At 73.6% G+C, this 26,929-nt stretch carries 18 protein-coding genes and 5 pseudogenes; 16 read left to right on the top strand and 7 right to left on the bottom strand.

Features of this window, described 5'->3' with window-relative positions:
* Positions 1 to 11 precede the first annotated feature (11 nt).
* Positions 12 to 1,229: a cytochrome P450 gene (locus UG55_RS06635; RefSeq protein ID WP_066064341.1), complete on the top strand. Its 1,218-nt coding sequence runs from the start codon at positions 12 to 14 to the stop codon at positions 1,227 to 1,229.
* A 23-nt stretch (positions 1,230 to 1,252) separates the two neighbouring features.
* Positions 1,253 to 1,459, top strand: a complete 207-nt coding sequence (locus tag UG55_RS06630) for a ferredoxin (protein WP_066064338.1) — start codon at positions 1,253 to 1,255, stop codon at positions 1,457 to 1,459.
* A gap of 247 nt (positions 1,460 to 1,706) precedes the next feature.
* Here UG55_RS06630 and UG55_RS06625 read toward each other — a convergent pair whose 3' ends face one another.
* Entirely contained in the window at positions 1,707 to 2,447 is a 741-nt protein-coding gene (locus UG55_RS06625; RefSeq protein ID WP_313954584.1) for a hypothetical protein, read from the bottom strand.
* A gap of 642 nt (positions 2,448 to 3,089) precedes the next feature.
* Between UG55_RS06625 and UG55_RS29395 the strand changes: the two genes are divergently transcribed.
* Entirely contained in the window at positions 3,090 to 3,482 is a 393-nt protein-coding gene (locus UG55_RS29395; RefSeq protein ID WP_199865061.1) for a hypothetical protein, read from the top strand.
* Positions 3,483 to 3,492: 10 nt separating this feature from the next.
* Here the strand turns inward: UG55_RS29395 and UG55_RS06615 are convergent.
* Together UG55_RS06615 and UG55_RS06610 are read right to left on the bottom strand one after the other, a co-directional pair.
* Positions 3,493 to 4,050, bottom strand: a pseudogene (locus UG55_RS06615) (DoxX family protein); the annotation flags it as partial.
* Between the two features lie 345 nt (positions 4,051 to 4,395).
* Complete coding sequence (locus UG55_RS06610; RefSeq protein ID WP_066064332.1) at positions 4,396 to 5,064, bottom strand: TetR/AcrR family transcriptional regulator; 669 nt, start codon at positions 5,062 to 5,064, stop codon at positions 4,396 to 4,398.
* Positions 5,065 to 5,132: 68 nt separating this feature from the next.
* On the opposite strand from UG55_RS06610, the gene UG55_RS06605 reads away from it, so the two are divergent.
* From UG55_RS06605 to UG55_RS06575, 10 genes and pseudogenes are all read left to right on the top strand, one after another.
* Positions 5,133 to 6,419 carry an SRPBCC family protein gene (locus UG55_RS06605; RefSeq protein WP_066064331.1) on the top strand — a complete coding sequence of 429 codons (1,287 nt, stop codon included), beginning with the start codon at positions 5,133 to 5,135 and terminating at the stop codon, positions 6,417 to 6,419.
* Positions 6,420 to 7,106: 687 nt separating this feature from the next.
* Positions 7,107 to 7,739 (top strand): TetR/AcrR family transcriptional regulator, encoded by a 633-nt coding sequence (locus UG55_RS06600; RefSeq protein ID WP_083986484.1) that lies wholly within the window; start codon positions 7,107 to 7,109, stop codon positions 7,737 to 7,739.
* Positions 7,740 to 8,057: 318 nt separating this feature from the next.
* Positions 8,058 to 8,825, top strand: a pseudogene (locus UG55_RS06595) (SDR family NAD(P)-dependent oxidoreductase); the annotation flags it as partial.
* Positions 8,826 to 8,879: 54 nt separating this feature from the next.
* Positions 8,880 to 9,423: pseudogene (locus tag UG55_RS33105) on the top strand (phosphotransferase family protein); the annotation flags it as partial.
* Between the two features lies 1 nt (position 9,424).
* The coding region (locus tag UG55_RS33100) for a phosphotransferase (RefSeq protein ID WP_242423826.1) at positions 9,425 to 9,859 on the top strand (435 nt) is incomplete at its 5' end.
* Positions 9,859 to 10,909 (top strand): annotated as a pseudogene (locus UG55_RS06585) (acyl-CoA dehydrogenase family protein); the annotation flags it as partial. The gene UG55_RS33100 and the pseudogene UG55_RS06585, both read left to right, overlap by 1 nt.
* Before the next feature lies 1 nt (position 10,910).
* Positions 10,911 to 11,094, top strand: a 184-nt coding sequence (locus UG55_RS33095; protein WP_255360435.1) for an acyl-CoA dehydrogenase family protein, incomplete at its 5' end; no start/stop codon positions are given.
* Positions 11,091 to 11,227, top strand: a pseudogene (locus tag UG55_RS33090) (acyl-CoA dehydrogenase); the annotation flags it as partial. The gene UG55_RS33095 and the pseudogene UG55_RS33090, both read left to right, overlap by 4 nt.
* A gap of 27 nt (positions 11,228 to 11,254) precedes the next feature.
* Positions 11,255 to 12,278 (top strand): acyl-CoA dehydrogenase family protein (locus tag UG55_RS06580; protein WP_242423825.1); only part of this gene is annotated, 1,024 nt, incomplete at its 5' end.
* Positions 12,275 to 13,366, top strand: a complete 1,092-nt coding sequence (locus tag UG55_RS06575; RefSeq protein WP_066064312.1) for an acyl-CoA dehydrogenase family protein — start codon at positions 12,275 to 12,277, stop codon at positions 13,364 to 13,366. The genes UG55_RS06580 and UG55_RS06575, both read left to right, overlap by 4 nt.
* 48 nt (positions 13,367 to 13,414) lie before the next feature.
* Here UG55_RS06575 and UG55_RS06570 read toward each other — a convergent pair whose 3' ends face one another.
* Positions 13,415 to 13,900, bottom strand: coding sequence for a pyridoxamine 5'-phosphate oxidase family protein (locus UG55_RS06570; RefSeq protein ID WP_242423824.1), 486 nt, complete (start codon positions 13,898 to 13,900; stop codon positions 13,415 to 13,417).
* A 748-nt stretch (positions 13,901 to 14,648) separates the two neighbouring features.
* Here UG55_RS06570 and UG55_RS06565 point away from each other — a divergent pair.
* The 3 genes from UG55_RS06565 (at position 14,649) to UG55_RS06555 (ending at position 17,570) form a co-directional block, all read left to right on the top strand.
* Complete coding sequence (locus UG55_RS06565; RefSeq protein ID WP_313954585.1) at positions 14,649 to 15,431, top strand: cytochrome P450; 783 nt, start codon at positions 14,649 to 14,651, stop codon at positions 15,429 to 15,431.
* A 189-nt stretch (positions 15,432 to 15,620) separates the two neighbouring features.
* Positions 15,621 to 16,685 carry an acyl-CoA dehydrogenase family protein gene (locus tag UG55_RS06560; RefSeq protein WP_066064685.1) on the top strand — a complete coding sequence of 355 codons (1,065 nt, stop codon included), beginning with the start codon at positions 15,621 to 15,623 and terminating at the stop codon, positions 16,683 to 16,685.
* Between the two features lie 93 nt (positions 16,686 to 16,778).
* Entirely contained in the window at positions 16,779 to 17,570 is a 792-nt protein-coding gene (locus UG55_RS06555; RefSeq protein WP_066064309.1) for a PaaI family thioesterase, read from the top strand.
* On the opposite strand, the gene UG55_RS06550 is transcribed toward UG55_RS06555, so the two are convergent.
* The 3 genes from UG55_RS06550 to UG55_RS06535 form a co-directional block, all read right to left on the bottom strand.
* Positions 17,544 to 18,329: a metalloprotease gene (locus UG55_RS06550; RefSeq protein WP_066064306.1), complete on the bottom strand. Its 786-nt coding sequence runs from the start codon at positions 18,327 to 18,329 to the stop codon at positions 17,544 to 17,546. The two genes, UG55_RS06555 and UG55_RS06550, sit on opposite strands and share 27 nt — an antisense overlap.
* A 1,686-nt stretch (positions 18,330 to 20,015) precedes the next feature.
* On the bottom strand, positions 20,016 to 24,200 hold the full coding sequence (locus tag UG55_RS29075; protein WP_199865058.1) for a hypothetical protein: 4,185 nt from the start codon (positions 24,198 to 24,200) through the stop codon (positions 20,016 to 20,018).
* On the bottom strand, positions 24,197 to 26,917 hold the full coding sequence (locus UG55_RS06535) for a hypothetical protein (RefSeq protein WP_128422873.1): 2,721 nt from the start codon (positions 26,915 to 26,917) through the stop codon (positions 24,197 to 24,199). Before UG55_RS06535 ends, UG55_RS29075 begins: the two co-directional genes overlap by 4 nt.
* Between the last annotated feature and the right edge of the window lie 12 nt (positions 26,918 to 26,929).

The following is a 26,929-nucleotide window of genomic DNA, read 5'->3' as shown; positions in this document are numbered from 1 at the left end:
GGAGGGTCGAAATGACTGGAACAACGACGCTGACCGACCATCACATCGCCGGATCCAGCGCGGTGGAGGTGGTGTGCGACCGGTTCGACGCGCTGCGGGCGGCACATCCCGTCGTCCGGGTCACCGAACCGGAGGCCGAGTACTGGATGGTGCTCGACTACGAGCTGATGCGGCAGTGCCTGCAGAATCCCGCGGTCTTCTCCAGCTCGGTGATCTCGCCGCTCAACGCCGACTCCCCGTACAAGATGATCCCGATCCAGCTCGACCCGCCGGAGCATGCGGGCTGGCGGCGGCTGATGGCGTCCTATTTCGCGCCGAAACAGATCGAGAGGCTGCGCCCGGAGCTCATCCGACGGGCCGGCGAGCTGGCGGCCGAGATCAGGGCGAAGGGGGAGTGCGACTACGTCGAGGAATTCGCCCTGAAGTTCCCGACGGTCGTGTTCCTGGAGATGATGGGCCTGCCGGTCGACGAGCTTCCGCGCTTCCTGGAGTGGGAGGCCATGATGCTCGGCCCGGCCGACGAGTCCGGCGGGCACGACAACGAGCGCATGATCGCCGGGATGCTCGCGGCCGTCGCCTACTTCCAGACCGAGATCACCCGGCGCCGGGAGAGCGGCGAGCGCCGCGAGGGCGAGCTGCTCTCGGCGATGGTCGACTGGGAGCTCGACGGCCAGGCCGTGAGCGACGACGACCTGCTCAACTGCTGCCTGCTGTTGTTCCTGGCCGGTCTGGACACGGTCGCGATGAGCCTGTCCTACGCGATGTACCACCTGGCCACCCACCACGACGACCGCGCGCGGGTCGCCGCGCTCGCGGCGGCCGGCGAGCCGATGGACGACGTCGTCGAGGAGATGCTGCGCTTCTACGCCGTGCCCGAGATCGGCCGCAGGGTCACGCAGGACATCGAGGTCGGCGGCCAGCTGATGAAGGCGGGCGACCTGGTGTTGTTCCCGCTCGTCGCCGGCAACCGCGACGACGCCCTCGTCCCCGACGCCGGTCGCGTCGACCTCGCCCGCGGCCGGCGGTCGGTGCCGCATCTCGCCTTCGGTGGCGGGCCGCACCGCTGCCTGGGCTCCCACCTCGCCCGCCTCGAGATGGAGATCGCGCTGGCCGCCTGGCACGCTGTCATCCCGCAGTACTCCCTCGGCGCGCACGACGGCCCGCTGGCGTACTGGGGCACCGTGCACGGGATGTTCGCGCTGCCCCTGACCGGTTTCGGGCCGCAGTGAGGGGGAGGGGGAGGGGGAGGGGGATGCGGATCGTCGTGGACAGGGCACTGTGCGTCGGGCACGCCCGCTGCCACGCCCTGGAACCAGATCTCTTCCCGATCGACGACCTGGGCTATGTCGACGTCACGGACCCGGAGCTCCCGGCCGCCGACCAGGCGGCCCGCGCTCGCCGGGCCGCCGCGGCCTGCCCCGAGCGAGCACTGCGGGTGGTCGAGCACTCCCAGCCGTGAGCGGCCGCGCCACCGCTCCGACGGCCAACACGGCTGGTCGGCCAACACGGCGGGTCGGCCAACACGACGGGTCGGCCAACACGGCTGGTCGGACGGGGCGCTGCCTACCCGCTCGCGGACGTCGCCGCCCGGCACGGTCACGCCGACCAGAGCCACCTCACCCGCGAGGTCGTCCGGTATGCCGGTGAGCCGCCGCGCGCGCTCGCCGCGCAGCGTCGCCCGACCGCCCACACCGCCCTCGGAACGACTACTGGTTGGTCAGCTTGCCGGCGATCTGGTCGATGAGGCCCTGCTCGACGTCCCGCGGCGGGACGTCCTGGATGTTCATGACATCGAGCTCGACGGCAACCTGGCCGACGTAGAAGTAGATCGTGTCGAAGACGTAACCGTAGGTTCCGTAGCCGTCCGAGACGCCCATCGAGGTGCGGACCAGTGCGGTGGCGCCCCGCGGCGTGGGCGGTGTCTCGACGGCGACGATCTCGTAGGTGTAGCCGTTCTCGTCCGCACCCGCCAGCTGCTCTTCCATCGCCAGGCGATAGCAGTCGCCGAAATCGGGGCTGGTCACTATCTGCGCGTCCTCGCTGATCTGGCGCGCGGGAAGAATCCTCGCCCGGCTGGTCGCCTGGAAACCCGATTCCTCCAGGCTGGTGAACGTGTCGCCGCTCGTCTCGTCCAGGGGCGGGGACGGGTTGTAGTCGGGGACTCCGACGCAGGCCGCGACCTGGGCGCGGACCGCGGCGCTGTCGCTGTTCTCGTCGTCGGTGCCGCCCGAGTTCTCGAAGCTCGCCGTCTCCTCCGCCGCCGTGAGCACGTAGTCCCCGGCGTGCAGCTCCCTGGCGGTCGCGGCGGTTGCCGGCCTGGACTGGTGGCTGGCCGGTGCGGACGGGTCCGCCGGGCCGGGCGCCCCGGGTGCCCCGGGCACCGCCGTCGCCGACGGCTGCGCCGCGGGGTCGATCGGGATGACGCCTTCCTGGCATCCCGTGACCATGAGCGCCAGCGTCGAGGCGACGACCCCTCCGCACACCGCCCGGCGTACCCTCCGGCCTTTCCGCATGCCGCCCACCGCCTACCTCCGCTGTGTTCACCCAGGCCGTCACGAGAACGCGGCAGCCGTTGCTCTCAACGGTTCACACGATGCCGGAGAAAAGCGGCCTGGTGCCAATGCGGAAGATGTCGTCCGAGGGACAGCCGTGCGCTGCGGATGTTTTCCGGAAATGAATTGGCGAGGTAGTTTCCCGGGGTTTTCGTGATGCCGCCCTTGACAACGAGCCAATCAGTGCCCCGGCCGCCCCGGCCGCCTCGGGCGGCGACCTCGCGCCGCGTGTGGTCTGGTCTGCGGCCGACGGGAGGTCGCCGGGGCCGGGTGAGCCCGTCGATGCCGGGGCTCATCGGCCGCCCGGCGGAGGCCCCTCGAGCACCTCGGTCGCCCGTCCGAGGGCGGCCCGCTCGCCCGCCGACTTGTCACAGCCGGGGAGTATTGTTCGGCCCATCATGATCACCGCCTTCCGTGGGCGAGGCGGACGGCGTCCTGGCTACCCGCCGCCACCTTGCGGCAGGGGGTCGGCAGCGGGCGGTCTGGCACGGCGGGGGCGCGTGCCCGGCGGGGCCCACGGCGGGGCGGGAAGCGACGATGGGAAGGGAGGCCCTGATGGTGCGCGAGGTGATCTCGATCATCAACGTCTGGTGTGACAACACCGGCCGGCACGACAAGGACCAGGTGGCGGCGAAGAGGTCGGTGGCGCTGGCGTACGACGGCAAGCTCGTCCGCCTCGACCTGTGCGACGAGTGCCGGGACGAGATGGCCGCCGTCCTCGGGGAGTACGCGGGCTACGGGCAGGTCGTCGAAGCGCCCAGGTCGGGCCGGATCGACACGACCTGGACGGCGGTGGAGGAGAACAACGCGGCGGCCGAGCCCCCCGCGGATGCCGCGCCCAAGGCGGCGTCCAAGCGCTCGCCGTCCACCTCGGCCGGCGGCGCCCGCCGCTCCCGGGCCGCCGCTCCAGAACCCGAGGTGGCCGTGTAGCGAGGACCGCTCAGCTGACTGCCAGGACGATGGCGGCGCCGAGGCCGCCGAGCCCGACGGCGCACGCCATCTCGGGCAGCCCGCCGTCGCGTCGCCGGAGGAACCGGTCGAGGGCGAGCCGGCCGGCGCCGAGCGCGGCCACCGCGATCGCGACCACCGCGATGCACAGCGGATACTCCATGCCGCCGTCGGTCGCCCACAGGCCCCGCGGCACGGTCACGATCATCGCGTTGATCATGACGCCGACAACGGCCGCGGCGGCCAGCGGCGTCAGCAGTCCGGCGGCCAGGCCGAGCCCGCCGAGGAGCTCGCCTGTGCCGGCCAGCCCGGCGAAGAAGGTGCCGGGCTGGTAGCCCAGCTCGGCGAACCCTCTGCCGGTCGCGGTGAGGCCCTCGCCGCCGAACAGGCCGAAGAGCTTCTGCGCGCCGTGCCCGGCGAGCAGCAGGCCGAAGGTCATCCGCAGGATCAGCAACCCGAAGTCACCGGCGGAAACGGCCCGGGGCCGCCTGGCGGGGCGAGATGCTTCCGCCGGAGCCGGAGCCGGAGCCGGAGCCGGAGCCGGAGCCGGAGCCGGAGCCGGAGCCGGAGCCGGAGCCGGAGCCGGAGCCCGAGTCGGGGTCGGGGTCGGAGCCCGAGTCGGGGTCGGCGCTGCGGTCCGGGCTGGGGCTGGGGCCGCGGTCGGTCCGGCGGCCGGGGGCGCTGAGGTGGGTGGGCCTGCTGCGTTGGCCGGGGGGTGGTGGGTGATCCGGTGCCGCTCGAGAAGTTTCATGTCGAGACCTCGATTCGGAGGCACACGCGGTGATGCTCTGGTCACCAGGTTTCCTGCCCATCGCGTCGGGCCGGTACCAGGAAGCCCAGGTCATCGAAACCGCCGCGGTGGCGGGAGAGCGCCGCGGCGAGGTCGGCGTCCGCGTCAGTCCGGCAGCAGGAGCGCCGCGACGGTGCGCTCGACCCAGCCGGCGAAGGCCTGGTCGTCGAAGACGCCGCCGTCGGGGTGCCGCTCCCGCAGCAGGAGCCAGATCGTGTACCAGTTGAGGGTCGACCAGACGTCGCGGGCCGCGGCGTCGACCGTCAGCCCGGGCCGTAGCGGCCCGTTGGCCGCCACCGCGGCCACGAACGTCCGCATGTCGGCATAGCGACGTTCCTCCTGCTCGCGCCAGCGTTTTCCGAGATCCTCGTCGACAACGCTGGCCTGCATGAACGCTCGGCTGATGGCCGCCACCCGGCGGGCCGGGCCGATGCTCATCAGGCCGAACAGGCGCAGCTGCTCACGTTGGTCGGGCGCGTGTAGCGCGGCCTGGAAGTCGACCTGCTCGGCGAAGGGCAGGTCGGCCCGGCCGGTGTGCTCGTCGCCGGTCACCGCGCGTTCGAACGCCAGCTCCAGCAGCCGCGCCTTGCTGGCCAGCGCGTAGACCGACTCGACCGCGACGCCGGCCTCCGCCGCGACGGCGCGCATCGTGGTCCCGGTGTAGCCGCGCTCGCTGAAGACCACGACCGCGGCCCCGAGGATCGCCGCGCGGGTGGCCTCGGCCTGCGCCGCCCGTAGCGGCGAGTGGTAGGCGCGAGTCGCCTTGCCGACCAATTTCACTCCAACGTCACTGGGTCCAATACTGTCGCGCTGCATCGATCATAGGGAAGGGAGCACCTCCGATGGCCAGCACCACCGCCTATCTGCTCATGCACCAGGCCATCCGCGTGGAGACGCGTCGCCTGGCCGACTTCGCCGCGGATCTGGCGGCCGGTCGTCGCCACGCCGGACCGGCCCAGCTCGCCGCGCTGCGGACGCACCTCGACGAGGTCGCCAACGTGATCCATCACCACCACATCAGCGAGGACGAGGACCTGTGGCCGCTGCTGCGGCGGTTCGCCGGCCCCGTCGATCGTGTGGACGGTGTCGACCCCCTGGAGGGCCTGGCCGGTGACCACGAGGTGCTGGACCCGCTGATGGGACGAGTCCGCACCGCCCTCACCCGGCTCGCCGCACCCGCCTCGGCCGGCACCGCGAGCGCCGCCTCGGCCGGCGCCGGCACCAAGGTCGGCACCGGCACCGGCACCGACGCCGTGGCCGACTTCGCGGCCGCGGCCGCCGCCCTGCTCGCCCTCATGGACGAGCACCTGGCCGTCGAGGAGGACATCGTCCTGCCGATCATGCGTGAGCGGGTACCGGACGAGGAACTGGTCGCCCTCGAGAAGCGGATGCAGCGCCGGAGCGGGATCCGGCTCGGGTTCGCGCTGCCGTGGCTCGCCGCCGCCGACCCGGCCGGAATGGCCGAGACCGCTGCCAAGCTCGGGCCGGTGCTCCCGGTCCTGCTCGCGCTGACCCGGCGTGGCTACCAGCGTCGCGTCCGCGCCGCCTACGGCGTCACCGCGGTGAGCCCCGGGCCGGTCACGCTGCGGGGCGAGGCCGAAATCGTCATCGAGGCGACTCCGGAGCAGGTGTACGACGCGGTCGCCGACGTCATCCGGATGGCGCGCCACAGCCCGGAGTGCCATCGCTGCGCGTGGCTCGACGGTGCGGCCGCGCCGCTGCTGGGTGCCCGCTTCCGGGGCTGGAACCGCTTCCGGGGCGCCAGGTGGAGCCGGGAGTGCGAGATCGTCACCGCCGAGCCCGGGGTGGCCTTCGCCTACCGCACGGTGCCCACCCGCGCCCTACCGGACAGCACCCTGTGGCGCTTCGAGCTGACGCCGGCCGCTGGCGGCACCCGACTCCGCCAGACCTTCGAGCTCTCCGGCGCGGCGCCCATCATGGTGTTCGAGCGGGTGAGCGGCCGCACCAGCAGCACTCCGAAAGCGATGGCGCGCACCCTTGCCCGACTGCGGGACGACCTCGCCGGGGGATCGAACGTCGGCGGTGCATCAAATCTTGGCGGGGCGTCAAACCTTGGCGGCGTGACCGAAGGCCGCGCCGGCATCGGTGCTGACCTGGTCAGCGCCTGAAGCGGCGAAGGAAGTCGCCACCTGCGTGGCGGCTGGGTGATCTGACGGTAGTGGTCAGCGTTTCGGGTGCGGGCGTGGGTGTGGTGATGCGGCGACTGAAGAGCTCTGGGTGTCTCTTCGGGATGGGTGTTGACATCCCCGGTGGTGGAGAGGTTGCAAGCCCAGGGGGAGCGGAGACACAACGAGGTCTTCAGTCGCTGTCGGCGAACATTCGCGGACGGGCGGCGTGGGGGTGGGTGGGGGTGTTTCGGGGCCTGTGTGGGCGCTGAAAGACCTGGTGGCGGTGTTGTGGCGGGTTCCGGTCGGGTGCGGTGGCCCGCTGGTGGGGCCTTGGCCGGATGGCCGCGGGTCGAGGTGCCCGCGGGCGGGGTGCTTGACGCGGTGGGGGTGGGGTGTGGTCTCCCGGGGCCGGCCCGGGGTGGTCGCTCGTCGGGCGTCGCGGCCCGGCTCGGCGCTCGGGGTTTCCCGTCCGATCAGACAGCTCTGTCACCCCGACCAGCCCGGCCGGTCTCCACCCGGTCCGTATCGGCGTTGAGTGGGTGCGTGTTCAGGTGCGCCGCTGGCCTGCGCTGGGCGCCGGTGGCGAGCGCGGCCGTGATCGTCTCGGCGCGGTGGGCCCGGCGCCGGGCCCGAAGGATCAGGTCGACGACATATTCTGAGGCTGTCGCCTCCAGGAGGAGTGGTCGGATGGCAGACCAGCCTGTGCGCCGCGCAGGGCGCCCGCCGTCCACAGTGGATGGGCGGACGGTGCCCGAGCGGCTGCTCGGCGTTGCGCGCAAGCTGTTCGCCGAGAAGGGCTTCGAGGGAACCTCGGTCCAGGACGTGGTGGCGGCGGCCGGGGTGACCAAGGGCGCGCTGTACCACTACTTCGGCTCCAAGGACGAGCTTCTCTACGAGATCTACGGGCGGGTGCTGCGCATGCAGACGGACCGGTTGGAGGAGGCCGCCGCCCGCGAGGGCCCGATCGCCGAACGTGTGCACGCGGCGGCCGCCGACGTGGTGGTCACGACGATGGAGAACCTCGAAAGCACCACGATCTTCTTCCGTTCGCTGCACCAGCTGAGCGAGGAGAAGCGGAAGGAGGTGCGCCGCGAACGCCGGCGGTACCACCAGACCTTCCGGGCCATGATCGAGGAGGGGCAGGCCTCCGGCGTCTTCCGGGACGACATCGAGGCCGATCTCATCGTCGACTACTTCTTCGGTTCGGTGCACCACCTGCCGATGTGGTGGAAGCCCCGGGGCCGGCTTTCCGAGGAGGAGATCGGCCGGTCCTTCGCCGACCTCCTCCTGTCCAGCCTGACCGTGCGCCGGCCGGCCTGACCTCGCGCCAGCCGAGCGCCGAGCCCGCGCCAGCCGAGCGCTGAGCGCACGCTGACCGCGAGTTGACCATGGCCGGCCAGGCCCCCGGCGTCATCCGCGGTATCCGTTGACAGTCCCGACCGCTCCCGGCATCCTCAATACCGACCGGGCGGTATGTACCTCGGATGCCTCACCTCGGGTGACGGCGAGCCGTCCGGGTTCCGCTGCGGAGCAGCGCACGTCCAACTGAACGGCGCCCGGCCCGCAGGAGCCTGGTCCGCGGAAAGGAACTGCCGATGCCGGAAGCCGTGGTCGTCTCCGCCGCCAGGGGTTTCTGACATGCCGGTGCGCGACCAGGGGGTCGTGGTCACCGGTGCCGGGCACGGCATCGGCCGGGCCCTCGCCGCCCGGCTGGCCGCCGAGGGCGCCAGGGTCGTCGTCAACGATCTCGACGCGGAGGCGGCCGAGAGGGTCGCCGCCGAGATCGGCGCACACGCCCTTCCGGGGGACGCCGCGGCCGAGGACGGCGTCGCGGCGCTGGTCGCCTCCGCCCGCGCGGAGCTCGGCGAGATCGACATCTGGTTCGCCAACGCCGGCATCGACCGCGGCAAGGCCAGGGGCCTCGCCGCCACCGAGGCGGACTGGGCGGCCAGCCTGGAGGTCAACGTGCTCGCGCACGTGCGCGCCGCGCGGCTGCTCGTCCCGGGCTGGGTGGAGCGCGGGGCGGGCCGGTTCGTGGTCACCGCGTCCGCGGCCGGGCTGCTCACCATGCTCGGCAGCCCGACCTACGCCGTCAGCAAGCATGCCGCGGTGGCCTTCGCCGAGTGGCTGTCCGCTACCTACCGGCACCGGGGCGTGGTCGTCCAGGCGGTCTGCCCCCAGGGCGTCAAGACCCGGATGTACGACGAGGCCGGCCCGCTGCAGGGTCTCCTCAGCCATGACGCCGTGCTCACCCCGGAGGACGTCGCCGAGGCGGTGTGGGAGGGCCTGCGGGACGGCCGGTTCCTGATACTGCCGCACCCCAGGGTGAGCGACTACTTCGTCGCCCGGGCCACGGACCCGCACCGCTGGCTGGCCGGGATGAACAAACTGCAGCAACGACTGGAGAACCCGCCGGGAGCGGCCACATGACCCTGCCCGGCCTCGACCTGGCTCGCCTCNCCGGCTGGTTCACCACCGCGGTCCCCGGAGTGGAGGGTGAGCTGACCGCCCGACTGATCGTGGGCGGAAAATCCAACCTCACCTACGAGGTGACCGACGGGAAGAGCGCCTGGATCGTCCGCCGTCCGCCGCTCGGGCATGTGCTCGCGACCGCCCACGACATGGGGCGGGAGTTCCGGCTGATGTCGGCGCTGTGGGACACCGAGGTACCGGTGCCGAGGACCTACGCGCTGTGCGGCGACGATTCGGTGCTGGGCGCGCCCTTCTACGTCATGGAGCGGGTGGTGGGCACGCCGTTCCGCCGGGCCGCCGAGCTGGCGGAGTTCGGCCCGGAGGGCACCCGGCTGATCTCGGGCCGGCTGGTGGACACCCTTGCCGCGCTGCACGAGGTCGACCCGGCGGCGGTCGGGCTCGCCGACTTCGGCCGTCCCGGGGGGTTCCTCGCCCGCCAGGTGGACCGGTGGAAGAAGCAGCTCGACGCCTCGCACAGCCGCGACCTGCCGGCCGCCGACGAGCTGCACGCCCGGCTCGCGGCGGACGTCCCNCCGGACGCGGCGCCGGGCATCGTGCACGGCGACTACCGGCTCGACAACGTCCTCATCGACGGTTCCGGCCGGCTGGCCGCGGTCATCGACTGGGAGATGGCCACGCTCGGCGACACGCTGACGGACCTGGCGCTGCTGGTGCTTTACCAGCGGTTGGGCACGATGCTCGGTGGCAGCTTCGCCGACGCCTCATCCGCGCCGGGGTTTCTCACCGAAGCCGAGATCCTCGCCCGCTACACCGCCCACAGCGCCCGCGACCTGTCCCGTTTCGGGTTCTATCTCGGGCTCGCGTCCTTCAAACTGGCCGCGATTCTCGAGGGCATCCACTATCGCGGCCTCCGTGGTCAGAACGTCGGCCCGGGTTTCGAGCACATCGGCGCGGCCATCCATCCCCTGCTCGACGCCGGCCTGACCGCACTCAAGGAGCACCCCTGATGGACTTCGCCCTCGACGGCAGGACCGAGGAACTGCGCGCAAGCCTCCTCGACCTTCTGGAAACCCGGGTGAACCCGGCCGAGCCGGTCTTCCACGAACAGCTCGGCCAACTGTCGAACAGATGGGCGTGGGACTCCGTACCCGTGCTCGCCGAGCTGCGGGCGGAGGCCCGTCGCCGCGGCCTCTGGAACCTCTTTCTCCCGGGCGAGCAGGGCGGGGGGCTCACGAATCTCCAGTACGCCCCGCTCGCCGAGATCACCGGCCGCAACCCGCACCTGGGGCCGACCACGCTCAACTGCTCGGCCCCCGACACCGGGAACATGGAGGTGCTCTCGCTCTTCGGCACCGACGAGCAGAAGAAGGAATGGCTGGAGCCGCTCCTCGACGGCCAGATCCGCTCCTCGTTCGCGATGACCGAACCCGATGTGGCCTCCTCGGACGCCACCAATATCACCACCTCGATCGTGCGGGCGGGTGACGAGTACGTCATCAACGGCCGCAAGTGGTGGATCACCGGCGCGATGAACCCCAACGCCCGGATCTTCATCGTGATGGGCAAGACCGACCCTACCGCCGACCGGCACCGCCAGCAGTCGATGATCCTCGTCCCGCGGGACACCCCCGGCGTCGAGATCAGGCGCGGCATGGAGGTGTTCGGGTACGACGACCACGAGCACGGCGGCCACGCGGAGATCGTGTTCACCGACGTCCGGGTGCCGGTGAGCAACCTGATCGGCGCGGAGGGCCAGGGCTTCGCTATCGCGCAGGCCCGGCTCGGCCCCGGCCGGATCCACCACTGCATGCGCGCGATCGGCACGGCCGAGCGGGCCATCGAGCTCATGTGCGAGCGGGCCGGCGGCCGGGTCGCGTTCGGGAAGCCGCTCGCCGAGCAGGGCGTGGTCCGGGACTGGATCGCCGAGTCCCGGGTCCGGGTCGAGCAGCTGCGGCTGCTGGTGCTCAAGACCGCCTGGCTGATGGACACCGTCGGCAACAAGGGCGCTCACACCGAGATCCAGGCCATCAAGATCGCCACCCCCGCCGCCGTCGAGTNGATCCTCGACAAGGCCATCCAGGTGCACGGTGCCGCCGGCCTCAGCCAGGATCTGCCGCTGGCCGCCAACCAGGCCCGGATCCGCACCCTGCGGTTCGCCGACGGCCCCGACGAGGTGCACAAGAACGCCCTGGCGCGCGACGAGATCCGCCGCCAGGCCCAGGCGAGAAAGCAGGCCCGATGAGCCGCGACCTGTACGAGGAGCTGCACCGCCGGGTGGAGGGGTTCCTCGCCGAGCACGACCCGGCGGCCACGGAACGCCTGACCTGGCTGCGGGCGCGGTTCGACGCCGGGCTGGCCTGGGTCTCCTTCCCCGANGGCCTGGGCGGGCTGGGTCTGCCGCNGGCGCTGCAGGCCGAGGTGGACCGTCTCTTCAACGAGGCCGGGGCGCCGGACAACAACCGGCAGGCCAACGGCATCGGCCTCGGCATGGCCGCGCCGACGATCCTCAGGTTCGGCACCGACGAGCAGAAGCTGCGCTTCCTGCGGCCGCTGTGGACCGGTGAGGAGATCTGGTGCCAGCTCTTCAGCGAGCCCGGCGCCGGCTCCGACCTCGCCGGGGTCACCACCCGCGCGGTTCGCGACGGCGACCGCTGGGTGGTCAACGGCCAGAAGGTCTGGACCTCGGGCGCGCACAAGGCCCGGTTCGGGATCCTGCTCGCCCGCACGAATCCCGACGTGCCGAAGCACGGCGGGCTGACCTACTTCCTGTGCGACATGACCGACCCGGGCGTGGACGTCCGGCCGCTGCGCCAGATCACCGGCGAGGCGGAGTTCAACGAGGTCTTCCTCACCGACGTGTCGATCCCCGACAGCCAGCGCCTCGGGGCCGAGGGGGAGGGCTGGAAGGTCGCCAACGCCACGTTGAACAACGAGCGGGTGGCGATCGGCGGCAGGGCCGCGCCCCGGGAGGACGGCATGATCGGGGTGGTCGCCGACACCTGGCGGTCGCACCCGCGGTGCCGCACCCCGCAGCTCCAGGACCGGCTGCTGCGGCTGTGGGTCGACGCGGAGGTCGCCCGGCTCACCGGCCAGCGGCTGCGGCAGAAGCTCGCCCTCGGCCAGCCGGGCCCGGAGGGCGCGGCGATGAAGCTCACCTTCGCCCGCCTCACCCAACAGCTCAGCGGGCTGGAGGTGGAGCTGCTGGGCGAGGACGGCCTGCGCTACTCCGACTGGGCGCTGACCCGGCCGGGCAAGGTCGACATGACCGGCCGCGACGCCGGCTACCGCTACCTGCGCGCCAAGGGCAACTCCATCGAGGGCGGCACCTCGGAGATCCTGCGCAACATCATCGCCGAACGGGTCCTCGGCCTTCCCGTCGAGCGGCGCGTCGACAAGGACATCCCCTGGAAGGATCTGCCCCGGTGAGCGAACTCGACCTCCTTTACACCGATGTCGAGGGCGACCTGCGCGGCTCCGTGCGTGATCTGCTCGCCGACCACTGCGACCCGGCCGCGGTGACCGCGGTCTACGACGGTGACCGCTCCCTCGTCGGTGGTCTGTGGAAGGCACTGGCCGTGGATCTCGGCCTCGCCGGCCTGCTGGTGCCGGAGCACCAGGGCGGGGCGGGGGCGTCGGCGCGCGAGGCCGCCGTCGTGCTGGAGGAGCTCGGCCGGGCGGCGGCGCCGGTGCCGTTCCTCACCAGCTCCGTCGTCGCGACCACCGTCCTGCTGGGGGCGGAGACCGATCTCCTGCCCCTGCTGGCCGTGGGGAAGCGGACCGCCGCGCTCGTCGTGCCCCTCTCGACCGCTCCCGACGGAGAACTTCCGCCCGTGGACGTCGACGCCGCGGGCCGGCTCACCGGCACCGTCACCAGCGTGGCCGGGGCACTGGAGGCGGACGTACTGCTGGTGCCGGCCCGGGCAGCCGGCGGCACCGCGGTGTATGCCGTCGACGCCACCGCCGCCGGGGTGACACCGGTGGTCTCGCTGGACATGACCCGCCAGCTCGCGGACGTCACCCTCGGCGGCGTGGCGGGCGAGCTCGTGGTCGGTGACGGCGAGCCCGCGATCCGCCGTGCGCTGGAGACCGGGGCCGCCCTGCTGAGCTCCGAGCAGCTCGGTGTCGCCCGCTGGTGCCTCGACACCACGGTGGCCTTCCTCAAGGAACGCCGGCAGTTCGGCCGGGTGCTCGGCGGTTTCCAGGCCCTCAAGCACCGTCTCGCCGACCTCTACACCGGCGTCGAGTCGATGAACGCCGCCGCCCGCCACGCCGCCGCCGCCCTCGCGGCCGGCGACCCGGACACGCCCGTGGCGACCGCGGTGGCACAGGCCTACTGCGGCGACCTCGCGGTCACCGCCGCCGAGGAGGCGGTGCAGCTGCACGGCGGTATTGGCATGACCTGGGAGTATCCGGCGCATCTGTACCTCAAGCGGGCCAAGGCCGACCAGATCGCCTTCGGCTCACCGGGCGCCCACCGGGCCCGGCTCGCGGGGCTCGTCGGGCTTGCGGTGTGAGGACGGGGACCGGGACGTTCCGCGCGGCGGTGCTCGTTCCGCGAATCGCTAGAAGGTGAGCTTCCGGTGGTCCCATGAGGCCACCTTGTCGGGGACCAGGCGCAGCCAGGCATGGCGACCGTCGTGGTACATCGACCCACCCGGGCCGCCGCCGTACCGGGCGGCGAACAGCCGCTCGGGCGCCGCCAGCTCGGGCTGCTCCTCCTGGCCCGTGCGCGGAACGGGGCCGACCGGCTCGAACCGGCCGCGCAGCTCCACGCCACGCAGCTCCCCGAAGTCGTCGCCGGCGTCCACGACAACGGCAGCACGTGGGTCGCGCAGCAGATCGGCCCAGCGCTGGCTGCGGACGATGGAGTAAAGCCACAGCGCGGTGCCGTCCCAGGCATACCAGAGCGGGCTCACATGCGGCCCGCCGCTGGCGGTCAGGGTCGCGACCCGGCAGGTCCGCTGCTCGGTGAGCAGCGTGTCGACCTCCTCGGCGCTCAGGGCGATCCGCCGCCCCCGCCGCTGGGTGCTGATCAGTTCAGGCTGCATGCGACCTCGCCTCCCTCTCCATGCGTCGCGCCCGGTCTCCATCGGCAGGCTAAATCTATGCATGTTTTGGTCGCCTCGGGTAGGGGCTGTCGCTGACGGAGGCTGGCGCCAGCGCGGTCCCGCACCGGTCCCACGCGGGTGTGAGGGTGCGACGAGGCATCCAGTTGCGGACCTTCTGTGGCGCCCGCCAAATCTTTATATGTATCCTGCTGGCGACCTCCTCGGCGCCACCTGGCCGAGCTGGGCGGAACGAACCTCGATCGGGCGCACGCCGCGGACGCCGCGCACCCGCGGAGAACGTGATGACGGGAGAGAGCCAGCAATGAGTGCCGAGACGGTGTCGCCGATCTACTACGACCCGTTCGACGTCGAGATCGACCGCACGGTGCACGACACCTGGCGGCGGATGCGGGAGGAGCGGCCGGTCTACTGGAACGACCGGTTCGGGTTCTTCGCGTTAAGCCGTTTCCAGGATGTCTGGGACGCCTACCACGACACGGCCACCTTCAGCTCCACGCACGGCGTCCAGCTTGAGACGCTTGATTCGGTGACGACTTTCCCGGCCGTCATCTTCATGGACCCGCCCGAGCACGACGTGCTGCGCAAGCTGGTCGGCAGGGCGTTCACGCCGCGTCGAATCGCCGATCTCAGGTCGTACATCGAAGGTCTGGTCGACCGTTATCTCGAGCCGTTGACCGGCTCCGCGGAATTCGACTACATCGGCCNGTTCGGCGCGATTCTTCCGCCGATGGTCATCGGGCACATGCTGGGAATTCCCGAGGACGAGCGGGACCTTCTCCGCCACTGGTTCGACGAGATGCTGCACCGTGAGGAAGGGCAGACCGAACCGACGAACCCGACCTCGCTGAATGCCTCGATCAGGGTGCACGGTTACGTGACCGAGCTGATCGACGAGCGCCGGCGACGCCCGGGCGAGGACATGATCAGCACGCTCATCGGCGCGGAGATCGAGGAGGAGGGCGGCCCGCGCCGGCTGACCGACCACGAGGTGGCGCTGTTCGTCGTCCTGCTCGCCGGCGCCGGTGTGGAGACGGTCGCCCGGCTGCTGAGCTGGACGGCGGTGACGCTCGCCCGGCACCCGGACCAGCGTCAGCTGCTGGTCGACGACCCGTCGCTCATCCCGGGCGCGGTCGAGGAGATACTTCGCTACGAGGCGCCGTCTCCGGTCAACGGCCGCTGGACCCTGCGCGACGTCTCGCTGCACGGCGTGGATATCCCGGCGGGGTCCAAGGTGCTGCTGCTGAACGGCAGCGCCAACCGAGACCCGCGGGAATTCGCCGACCCGGAGGCCTTCGAGGTCCGGCGGCCCATCCAGCGGCACATCACGTTCGGTTTCGGTGCCCACTTCTGCCTGGGGGCGGCGCTGGCCCGGCTGGAGGGCCAGCTGGCGCTCGCCGGCACCCTCGCCAGATTCCCGCGGTGGGAGATCGACGAATCGGCGCTCGTCCCGGTCCAGACCAGCACGGTGCGCGGCTATTCGTCGGTCCCGATGCGCCCGTCCCGGGGCTGACGGGAGCGTCGATCGGCGGTCCGCGCGGCCGGAGGGGCTGGCGGGCGGGAAGCGCTGGAAAACATATACATGTATTGGTAGAGTCGGCTGTTGTGTCGGGGCCGGGTGTCGAGCTGGGACGCTCTCGCGCGGCGCCGCGGCTCCGTCCCGATCGACGACATCGTCCGAACAGCGCTGGGTGGGCAACCGATGAATCTCGCACCTACCGAAGAACAGGAAGCGCTGGTCGCGTCGTTCGCCGACCTGCTGGCCGAGCACTCGACCCCGGAACGCGTCCGAGCCGCCGAGCCGCTGGGCTTCGACGGCGGGCTGTGGAAGGCGTTGCTGGACGTCGGCGTGGTCGAGATGGCCGTCCCCGAGGAACACGGTGGCTGGGGCGCCCAGCTCCTCGATCTCGCTCTCGTCGCTGAGCAGCTCGGCGCGGCCTCCGCTCCGGCGCCCGCCATCGAGGCGCAGGTGGCCGCTCGCCTGCTGGCCGCGCTGGACACGCCCGCGGCGCGGGCCGCGCTCGCGGGTGCTCTGGCCGGTGAGCGGTTGGTGACCTTCGCGGTGCGGCCAGCCGAGCGCGGCGGGCCGGTCGGTTCGGCTGCCACGGGTGCCACGGGTGCCGCCACGCTCGTTCCGGGCGCGGCGGTCGCGGACGAGGCCATCGTGCTCGCCGGTGACCGTCTGCTGCTGGTGCCGTTGACCGACGGGACGCGCACCTTCGTGAACAACCTCGCCTCCGCGCCGCTCGCCGACGTCACGATCGGCGGTGACGCGGTCGATCTCGCCGCCGGGCCGGGTGCGGCGGGCCGTTTCGAGGCCGCCCTCGACGAGTGGCTGGTGCTGACCGCCGCGGCGCTGACCGGCCTGGGGGCGGCCGCGCACCGCCTCACCGTCGGCTACGCGAAGGAGCGCCGGGCCTGGGATCTGCCGATCGGCGCCTATCAGGCCGTGGCCCATCCGCTCGCGGACGGCGTCACCGCGCTGGACGGGGCGAGACTGCTGGTGGCCAGGGCGGCGGCGGAGCTCGGGCGCGGCGGCCCGCGCGGTCGTGAGCTGGTCGCGATGGCCTTCGCGTTCGCCGCGGAGACCGCCCGGCAGGTGACCTACGACGGCGTCCACTTCCACGGAGGCAACGGGTTCACGCTCGAGTTCGACGCGCAGTTGCACTACCGGCGGGCGCGGGGCTGGGCACGGGTGTGGGGCGAGCCGGGTGCCGCCCACCGCCGGGCGGCCGGCGCCCGGTACGGCCCGGCTCGGGAGACTTGAACGACCGGCCTGTCACCTGCCCGTCGAAAATCCAGATCTATCGCGCGCGGCGGTCGCCCGACCGGGTGCGCGCACAGAGAGCAGGACGTTGTCGTGCCAGCGGTAAGTCACATCGTCTCCGAACTCGGCCTCGCCATCGCGCTCGACGGCCCCAAGCTGGTGGGGCGCGCCACGGTCGTACCCGAGATGTGCGTCCCGGGGAGTGTCGCGGTGCGGACCTCCGTCCTGGCGACGTGGGTCGACGTGCTGACTGGGACCCTGTGCATCCGGGCGATGGCCCCTCGTATACCGGTCACGCTCGATCTCGAGGTTCAGGTGCTCAACCCGCCCGCGGCGGGAGACACGGTGACGATCGAGGCCGACATCGTCAAACAGGGCCGGACGGTCCTCGTGTCCGAGGCGCGCGCCTATGTCGGCGGGTCCCGGACACCGGCCGCGTTCGCCGTGACGTCGTTCATCGCCTCGCCGGATCCGAGTCACGTCTTTCCGCCGGACTTCCGACCGCCCTTGCGGCTGAACGTCGGACGGTTGTCGGCCCCACTCGCCGAGCGCGCGCAGTGCGCGGTCGGTACCCCCGGGACGGCGGAGGTGCCCAGGCGGAACGACGGGCTGAACTCCGCCGGCGGAATCCAGGGCGGGCTGGTCGCCCTGGTCGCCGAGGAGGCCGCGGCCTCGCTGGCCGACGAACCGGCACTCCTGCGCTTCCTGAACCTCCGCTATCTGCGGCCCTTCGCGGTCGGACCGGCCCGCGCCACGGCGGAGCGCCATGGCGACACCTGCCTCGTGCACCTGACCGATGCCGGAGCCGGCCGGCTGAGCGCTATCGCGACCGCCCAGCTGGCGGATGCTCCGGAAGCATCAGAAGAGCACGCTGCCGGTGGGTGACTCGCCGAGGCGATAGCAGGTGGAACTGTCGCGCAGATAGCCGAAGCCGAACGCCTGGAGGCGCTGGCGGGGGGTGCCGTGCGCGCCGTCCGCGGTGGCCGTCTCGTTGTCGAACCAGCCGCGGTCGCGGGTGTCGCCGAGGGAGAAGAACAGCTGGGCGCCGGACAGGGCGTCGCCGAGGTCGAGCCGGTCGGCGTTCGCGGCGGCCCGAGCCTGCTCACCGGCCAGGCAGTCGGCCTGGTTCTCCTCCGCGCGGGACACGACCCCCTCCCGGTCGGAAAGGGTGGCGGCCCGATGCGCCAGCTCGTGCATGACCACGAACATGGGGTAGGAAGGGCCGCCGAGGTTGTGCAGCTCGGTCATGAAGTCGACGCTGTAGGCGATGGTGTCGTCGAGCGTGCAGTAAAGGGCGTTACCGGCGAAGGCGGCCGGGTCGGTCTCGCCCTCCGAACAGGCGATGGGCGGAATCTCGCCGTCGCGGTAGGAGACGTAGCGCGGCGTCGTCCAAAGGTCGCCCAGCTCCTTGGCCCAGTAGGTGTTCACCGCGCCGGGGCAGCCCGCCGGCTCGGAGATGACCGCCTCGACGTCCTGGACCGTCTTGACCGGACCGCCGCAGCCCCCGGCCGGCGCCGGCGGGCCCGCGGCGGTGACGGTGCCGTCCTCGGCGACCGTCGACTCCAGGGCGCCGCATCCCGCCAGCAGACCGCCACCGACCACAGCGGCGAGCAGGCTTGCCACGACCTTGTACCTGACCTCCATGTCGCTCACCGTATGGCCCCGGATGGGCAGGTAGCGCGGTTCGTCGGGCCTCGGACAGCAGGACAGAACCGGCGCTGTCGGCACCTCCGTCTCACGGGACGGGCGGCACCAGGTCGAGGGTGTCGAAACGCAGGCGCAGGCCGGGTGGCGCGAGCAGCGGAAGCCGCCGGCGCTGGGTCCACAGGACGGGGGAGCCGTCGGTGGCGCGGGCGAGCATCGCGCGGCGCTCGACCCGCACACCCGCCGACCCGACCGCCGCCGGCTCGAGCTGGTGGGTGGGGTGGACACCGCCGGAGGCGGGGTCGATGAGCAGGTCGCTCTCCGCCTCGGGCAGAAGCGCGGCGGCCGGGCCGGAGAGGTCGGCGGCGCGGCCCTGGACGAACCGGCGCCGCCCGGCCACCTCCTCGATGACATACGGGTGCCAGCGGGGCGGGATGCGGGTCATCGGGCGGTAGGCGAAGCCGGGCCGGCCGGTGGTGTCGATCCGCGCCGGCGGCGTGGGCGGCGGGTCGGCGTCGGCCGGGACGTCCCGCCCGCGCAGCCGCCGTTCGACGGCCCACACCAGGTTCGCGTCCTCGTCGGTGCCGATCGTGACCTCGTCGAGCACCGGTCCGGCCAGGGGCGTCGCCGCGCTCGCCCAGACGACGAGGGAACCGTGGTCGAGTCCGTGGGTGCGGAAGAGGCTCCAGTCCTTGGCCGGTTCGAGCGGCCACTCGTCGCCGAACGAGTCGACGACCACGACCTTGTCCAGGGTGAGGACATGCCCGGCGACCGCGTCGACGGGAAAGGCGAACCAGTCGTCCGAGCGGTTGACGATCAGGTCGATGAGCAGCAGCGTCGACAGGTGGGCGCGATCGGGCGGGTAGCCGCCGATGTCGACCTTGCCGTCCTCGATCTGCCACCAGCGNGGCACCGGCGCGCCGGGGAAACGCAGCCGGCCGGGGAACAGCTCCGCCGCCAGCACCGGCCCGCCCGAGTCCGGCGGCAGCGGCGCGTCCGCGTCGACCGAGTACCAGTCGAGGTCGCCGCCGTCGTGCCGCTCCAACGTCAGGTACACCCCGTCGGCCCGGAACCTGGCGTGATAGCTCAGCTCGGCCGGGTCCCACAGGTCCGCCGGCTCCGGTTCCGGCGGGCGCAGCGCGCCGAACCAGCCTTCGTCCAGGCCGAGCTCCGTGCGCTGCCGCCACAGCGTCCGCCCGTCCAGGCCGGTGCCGTTGAGCAGGTCGTAGGGAGCGGGCAGCTCGGCGAGCAGGAGCTGCGGGTGATCGAGTGCGATCCCGGCGGCGGCCGCCCGGGTCGCGACCGCCCGCCCGGCGGCCACCCGCCGTCCCGGCGTCCACGAGTCGCCGGGCTCGGCCTCGACGACCGCCTCGGCCGGGGTGGTCCGCGGGTCGAGGTTCGGCTGGCCGTCCACCGGCTCTATCGGGGTGAGCCGGGCCTGGTACCGCAGCCGCACCGGTGACGAGGCGTCCTCGCCGGCGTGCTCGCCGAGCTGCCACTGCCGGCCCAGCAGCCACGCCGGGTCGGCGACCTCCGCGCGGAACCCGCGGGCCAGGTCGGTCTGGAAGGGGTCGGCTTCCAGCCGGTGCACCGCGTCGACGATGAGCGCCACGTCCTGACTTCCTTCCGTGAGACCTGGGCGGCTGTTGGCTCCGGGTGGCTGTTGGCTCCGGGTGGCTGTTGGCTCTAGGTGGCCGTTGGCTCCAGCGGCACGGCGAGCTTCCCGGCGGCGGGGAGCAGGGCGGCCGGGAGCAGACCGCGGGTTCCCGGGTCGAGGTCGACGGGCCGGGCCATCCGGGCCCTGGCCAGCAGCCGGGTCTCGGCGACGATGGCGACCAGCGTCCGGTCGTCGATCGGCGCGTCCAGGTCGGGCGGGACCGCCAGCAGGATCGCCTGGGGGGCACGCGCGGCCGGGGCGTCGAAGCCGAACGCCGCGCCGGTCGTCTGCTCCGCGACGGGGACGACCTCGGCGAACCGGTCGACGGCGGCCACCGCCACGCGGTCGTCGGCCGCGACCGTCGCCAGGTCCAGCCCCTCGGCGGCGTAGACGACGACCAGCCGCCGGTTGTCGGCGGTCTGCTGCCAGGGGTCGCCGGGCTTGTTCGACCATCCGACGAGCGCGCCACCACCACCCGCGCCGCCACCACCCGCGCCGCCGTCGTCAGGGGGAAGGCCCGCGAGGAGTTGGTGCACCTCGATCAGAGCAAGTGGTTCGCGGACGGCGGCCACCGTGGGCAGCCAGTCCTCATCCACGGCGGCGTCGGGCTGGATGGCGGTGGGCAGCGCGGCTCGGGTCAGCCGGCCGGTGACGGCGAGCTGGCCGGTCGGTGAGACCAGCGCGGTGAGCGCCTCGACGAGATCCGCGCGGGCCAGGCGGGCCGCCGGCGCCGCCTCACCGGGAGCGGGCGGCTCGGTGGCGGGCGCGGCGGCGAGCCGCGCGCCCAGCAACGCGGACGCCCGGGCCGCGGTCGCGACAAGCCGCCGCGCCACCGGGTCGGCCGGGTCGGCCGGGTCGGCCGGCGCCGGGTCGCCCGGGGTCGATGGTGCGATCTGCGGCGCGACGCCCCAGGAACGTGCCGCCACGATGAGGCGGGTCAGCGTCTCCTCGTCCGCCGTGCCGAGCCCGCCGTCCGGCGTGGTCAGCGCGAGCTGGTCGCCGAGCAGACCCACCAGGGCGGTCGCGGTGCCACGGACCTGGGCGTAGCGGTCGAGCAGGTCGAGGTCGACCGGCGCCGGATCGACGACGGCGTCGGGCTGTTCGGTGCCGGCGTCCGGCCCGGCGGGGTAGCGGCCGAGCAGCGTCACCAGCCGGGCGGCCCGCTCGTAGCGTTCCCGCCCGTCGCCGCCCACGACCGCGACCTGATCCGGCTCGGCCCCCAGGATCCGGGCGCCTTCGGCCGCCGCCAGCCGCGCGAGGTCGGTCCACGGCAGGGCGAGCGCATCCGCCGGTTCGAGGCCGAGCGCGCCGAGGGTGACCGGCACCGTCGCGGATGATCCCTCGCCAGCCTCCTGGCCTCCCTCGCTCCCGCCGCCGTTCCCGGCGTCGTCGTCCCCGGTGCCGGTCGTGGCGACGTCGAACCGCCAGGTCGCGGCGGCGCCTGCCTGTCCGGTGACGAACGCCGCCGCGGCCGGGTCCGCCAGCGCGGCGGGGCGCAGTTCCGCGGCGGCCAGTTCGTCTCCCGGGGGCGCCGGTACCGGCGCGGCCGCGTCCGGCAGAACGATCAGCACCGACGTGGTGACGGCCCGTCCCTGGCGTGGGGTGCGCAGCAGACCGAGGTGTGGTGGGCGGGCGAGCCCGGCGGCGGCGTCCAGGACGGCGCCGGCGATCTCGGCGCGGCCTTCCACGACGTGCTGGACGGCTTCGGCGACGAGCAGGTCGCCGTAGCTGTCCAGCCCGGCGCGCAGCCGTTCCAGTTCGGCGAGCCGGTCCGGGTCGAGGCCGAGCGAGCCGGGCGCGGCGGCCAGCGCCGTGAGGACCGCCAGCCCGTCGCAGATGCGCCGGCCGTCGTGTTCGGTGCGGATCGGGAAGTCCCGGCGCAGCCGGGTCACGTCCGCCGGGTCGGCGACGACACGTTCGACCTCGCGGCCGACCGCTTCGGAGAGGTGCGCGCCGACCCGCACGTGTTCGGCGAGCCGGTCGGCGTCCCGCACCGTCCGTGACGTCACGTCGAGATCCCAGCGGCCGTCCGCCGGGTCACTGACCGCCCGGTCGCGCAGCACGGTGGCGGTGAGTGCCTGGCCGGGGGACGGTGCGTGCAGCAGGCCGGCCGGGGTGGGGCCGGGGGTGCCTGGTCGCGGCTGGTCCACCCAGCCGTAGGCGCCGAGCCGGAACGTCGCGGCGCCGCCGTCGACGAGGTCGCCCAGCCGGCGGGTCGGCGGCCCGACCAGCCACGGGTCGACGCGCACCGTGGCGGTGTCGACGGTGGCGCGCAGCAGCCGTTCGAAGCGGTCGAGCCGCTCCGGTTCGCCCTCGGCCGCCCGCAGGACGTCGGCGAGGGCGAGCAGGCCGTCGGCGACGCGGCGGAACCGGGCGGCCGCGGGAGTCGCGGTGTTCAGCGCGTTCGATGTCGTCGACCGGATCCACACCTCCAGCCGGGCCGGCGTCCCGGCCGGCCTGACGAGATTCCCCGGGTGCGGCGCCGGCTCCGGCGGTGAGATCAGCAGCCGGCCGACGTCACCGATTGCCACCTGCAGCGAGCGGATCGCCAGGCGCAGCAGCAGGCTGTCCGGCGCGCACCGGAGGAACTCCCGTTCCAGCCCCACCGGGTCGGCGAACAGGTGCGGGCTCTCGACGGCGAGGCGCACCAGCTCGCCCAGCAGCTTCGCGACGGTGGTGTCCGCCGGCAGCGACTCGGGGACGACGAGCGGGATGCCGAGCCGGCGCGGCGCCCCCACGGTGCCGTAGCGGCGGGCGGGGGCGGGGGGCACCAGCCCGAGGCGCTCGGCCAGCCCGTACCGGTCGTGCCAGGCGGCGTCCAGATCCGGCCACGGCACGCCGTAGCCGAGCAGCGGCAGCACCAGCCACCACAGTTCAAGCGGCCAGGCGCGGCGGTGCCGGTACAGCGGTGAGGTCGGCACCTGGCCGATCAGGTCGAGCAGCTGTTCGGTGGTCGCGTCGACGGCGGTGCCGCGCGCCTCGGCCGCCGCCCGGTAGGCCTCGCGCAGCTCCAGCAGCGAGCGGCGCAGCGCCGCCTCCACCGGCGGGTCCTCGGTGGTGGCGACCCAGTCGGCGAGCACGGTCGCCGGCAGCAGGCCGTAGGGCTGCGGCCCGATCCGCAGCGTGGGGAACGGGCCCTCGGGGAACAGTGCGTGCGGCGCCCAGTGCGACGCCTCGTACGTGCCGAGCGCCAGCGCGCTCGCGCCGCCACCGCCACCGCCACCGCCGGGAGCGGAGCTGCCGGGGCTCGCCCACACGTCCGCGCCCGCGAAGCCCCACAGCGCCGGCCACAGCGCGGAGACGATCGCCGCGGCCGGCTCCCGGTGCGCCTCGGCCGGGCCGGGCAGCCGACCCAGCAGGCCCGGGTCACCGGTCAGGGACGCCGACACCAGCCGCTCGGTGTCGCTCGCCGGGCTGTGCAGGACGTCCCACCAGGTGTCGGGGTCGTTGCCGAGGGGTGCGGCCGGGGCCCCGTCCACCGTGTTGGTCGCCGTCCCCGGGGCGATTGTGGCGAGGCGGCCGGCGTCGCCGTGCGCGCCGAACAGCCGCGCCGGGTCGCCGTCACCGAGTCCGGTGACGAACAGGGCGTCGAGGTCGCCCGGATCGCCGTCGAGCTCGATCTCACCGGCGAGCCCGGCCGCGCGCGCCTCGTCCCAGTCCTCCCACCAGCGGCGGTCGGCCGGCTCGTCGGGGTCGGGGAAGTCGGCGAGCAGCCGGTCCCGGTCGACGGTCAACGTGAGCACCGACTCCGGGCTGCCGCCGCCGCGGGCGAGCCAGACGTCGAGCTGCCCGGGGAACCCGTCGATGCGTGGGAATGCGGGCTCCGTGCGGATCTCGTCGGGGCCGGCGGCACGCACGACGGGCTCACCGCCCGGGCCGGTGACCACGAAGACCCGCGCCAGGTAGACGGCGCGCGCGCCGCCGACCTGCGCGACCAGCTCCCGCCAGGCCACCTCCCGCGCCGGGTCGGTGGGGTCGGCGGCGCGCGCGTCGAGGTAACGCCGAAGCGCGTCCAGCTCGCCGGCGGAGGCGCGCGGGTCGTGCCGGTTGAACCACGGCTCGTCCGGGATGATCCGCACCCGCAGCCGGCCCGGGGAGAACCGGGTCTCGATCCGCACCGGCAGCAGCACGCCGATCACCGTCTGCTGAGGTGACACCGTCTGCTGAGGTGATGTCGTCCGCGGGTGCGCTCCGGGCTCGCTGGGTCGGGTCATCGGGACGGTGCTCCCTGCGGGTCGGCGGGGCGGAGCCCGGAGCCGGGGGTGGGGGTGGGGGCCGGGTCGTCGAGTCGGTCGCCGGCGATGAGCACCCGAACCGGGTGGGCGAACGCCTCGGTGGCCCAGCTGTGCGGGGCGGTCGCGGTGGAGGCGTCGTTGGCGAAGCGGTAGCCGGCGGGGGGTTCCTCCAGGACCAGCCAGTACCGGGCGACGTCGGCCGGCTCGACCCCCTGGAACCCGAAGAAGACGACGTCGGGGCCGATCCGTCCCTGGAAGCCGGGGTAGATCCGCGGGGCCGCCGGATCCGGATCGACGGTGAAGTCGGCCGTCCCGCCGCCGCCCGCTCCATGCTCGGCGGAGATCAGGTAGACGACGGTCGCCGGGTAGCGGGAGAACAGTCGGCCGCGGACGACGACGACCAGGTCCTGCCCGGCCGCGCCCGCCGGTCGGTGGGCCGCCGAGCCCAGATCGCTGTCGTCCGGCCAGTGCTGGAGGCCGGTGATGTCGGCGACGCGGGCACCGGTCGCCGCCTGCGAACGGTCCCAGAACACCCGCAGCGGGGTGCAGCCGGTGGCCACGGGAACACCGCGCCAGCGCAGCTCGGCCAGCAGCTGGGTGTTCAGCCCGGTCAGCAGCGCGTCGACGAACCGCGGATTGGTGGCCAGGGCGATCACCGAGTCGTCCGGCAGGCTCCCGACCCCGGGCAACAGCCATTCGGCGAACGCCGCCCGCAGGTCCGCCCACACCGGGCGGTCCAGCTCGACACAGGGCTCCGGCGGGGCCAGCGGCTGCGCCGGGTCGAGGCCGTCGATCGTCTCCAGGACCCGCACCACCGCCGGTGCCTGCGGGCCTGTCGGGTCGAACGCGGTGACGACCACGTCGGTCAGCACGTCGAGGTCCACCGGACGGCACGGCGGTTCGACCGGTTCCGGTTCCTCCAGGCCGTCCAGCACGTCGTCGAGGTCGCCCTCCTCGGCCGGGGCGGGGAACAGCTCCAGGAACCGCTGCATCACGGTGATCAGCTCGCGCACCGCGGCGTCGTCGGCGGCGGGCACGGCCGCGGCGGCCACCAGCAGCTCCAACGCCCGCGCCCACGGAGCCGGGGTGCCCGCGGCCGCCGCCTCCGCCAGCCGGTCCGCGATCTGGTGGGCCAGGTCGCGCAGCCGGCTGTCGGCCCGTTCCGCCAGCGCCTTCGCCACCTCCACGGCCGTGTCCAGATCGACGGTCCCCGTCTCGGCGGCGTGCCGGCGGCGTTCCTCCAACTCGTCCAGGTCGATGCCGAGCTCCCCGAGGGGGACGCCGTCGTCGGCGCGGGGCGGGGCCGGCCGGCACTGGTTCGCGGCGGCCAGCACGTCACCCGGGCGTACCCGCCCGGCGCTGGAACGGGCGGTGCGGGCCGGCCCGGTGCGCAGGACGCGGCGGGCGGCGGTGGAGAAGATGCCCGGTGGCAGCGGCCGGTCGGCGGCGGTCGCCAGCTCGCCGAGCGTCCCGCCCGGGGTGACGACCCGGTTCAGCGCCGGCCCCAGCAGCCACAGCCGCTCCAGCGGTTCGGCCGGCATCCGGCGCTCCCACACCGCGCCCGCGGCCTGCCGTCCGAGCACGAGGTCGGCGATCCGCTGGCGGGCCTCGGCCAGCGCGCCGAGACTCGCCGACACCTCGCTGACCAGCTCCTCCTGGAGGCGGATCCCGAGTTCGAGGCCGAGCCCGGCGGCCCCGCGGTGACGGGGGTCGTTGTTGAGCGACTCTGCCCAGGCGGCTGTCTCGGGCGCGCCGGTGCGCCACGCCTCGCCGTAGCGGGGGAGCCCGACGATCGGGCGGCCCTTCGGGTCGGTCGCCGGTGTGCGCAGGCCCGTGAGGTCGGCGCGTACCGCGCCGGGCAGCGGCGGATCACCTCCCGGCTCGCCGGGCGGCGCGAGCGGTCCGAGCGCGCCGCGGACCGCCAGGCCGCCGGCCTCCGGGACACGTGGATAGTCCAGGGGAGCCTGGCCGAGCCCCGGATCGGCGCCGCCGGGGTGCAGGCGGGCGGCCAGATCCTCGAAGCTGCCGGCCGGCGTCGCGGTGCGGAACCGCCAGTGGTCGTGGCAGGGGACGATGACCGGGCCGGTGCCGGCCCAACTCCGCTGCCCGGCGGCGTCGAACGCGGGTACGAGGGCTGCCAGGTAGTCGGTGCCCGGCTGTAGCGGCCGGCCGGAGAGCACCCGGGCGATCCGGCGGCCCGTGGCGTCGTCCTGCACGTGCGCCCACGGGTACGGTGCCGCGGCCGCACCCAGCGGATGCGCCGCCTGCACCGCGGGGGAGAGTGCCACCTGGTCGCCGGCGAGGGTCAGCTCCTCGCCCTCCACCCCGACCACGAGCACGAGCCACGGGTGGGTGGTGCCGCTTCCCGGGGTGGCGCCCGGGGCGGGGCTGTAACGCCAGGGCAGGGCCGGGTCGGTGAACTCGACGAGCGGGCAGCGGTCGGACTCGTGGTCGGTCGTACCCGGGGCGGGGTAGCGGCGGCCGATCGCGGCGGGGGTCAGGCCGACCACGTCAGCGGGCCCGGCGAGCAGGAACCGCACCGGGCGGGTGGCGGCCGTGGTGGCGGCGCCTCGCGCGTCGGTGCCGGCCAGCGTGACCGTGGTCGACACCAGCGGCCGGCCGTCCTGGACTCCGGTCGCCGCCTGCGCGATCCGTTCTCGGACCCAGGCACGGAACGTCAGCTGCTGGTCCGTCATCATTCCTCCCGG

This window comes from Frankia sp. EI5c (assembly GCF_001636565.1).
In the GTDB taxonomy this organism is placed as follows: Bacteria; Actinomycetota; Actinomycetes; order Frankiales; family Frankiaceae; genus Parafrankia.
This window is presented reverse-complemented; position numbering and strand designations above follow the sequence as displayed.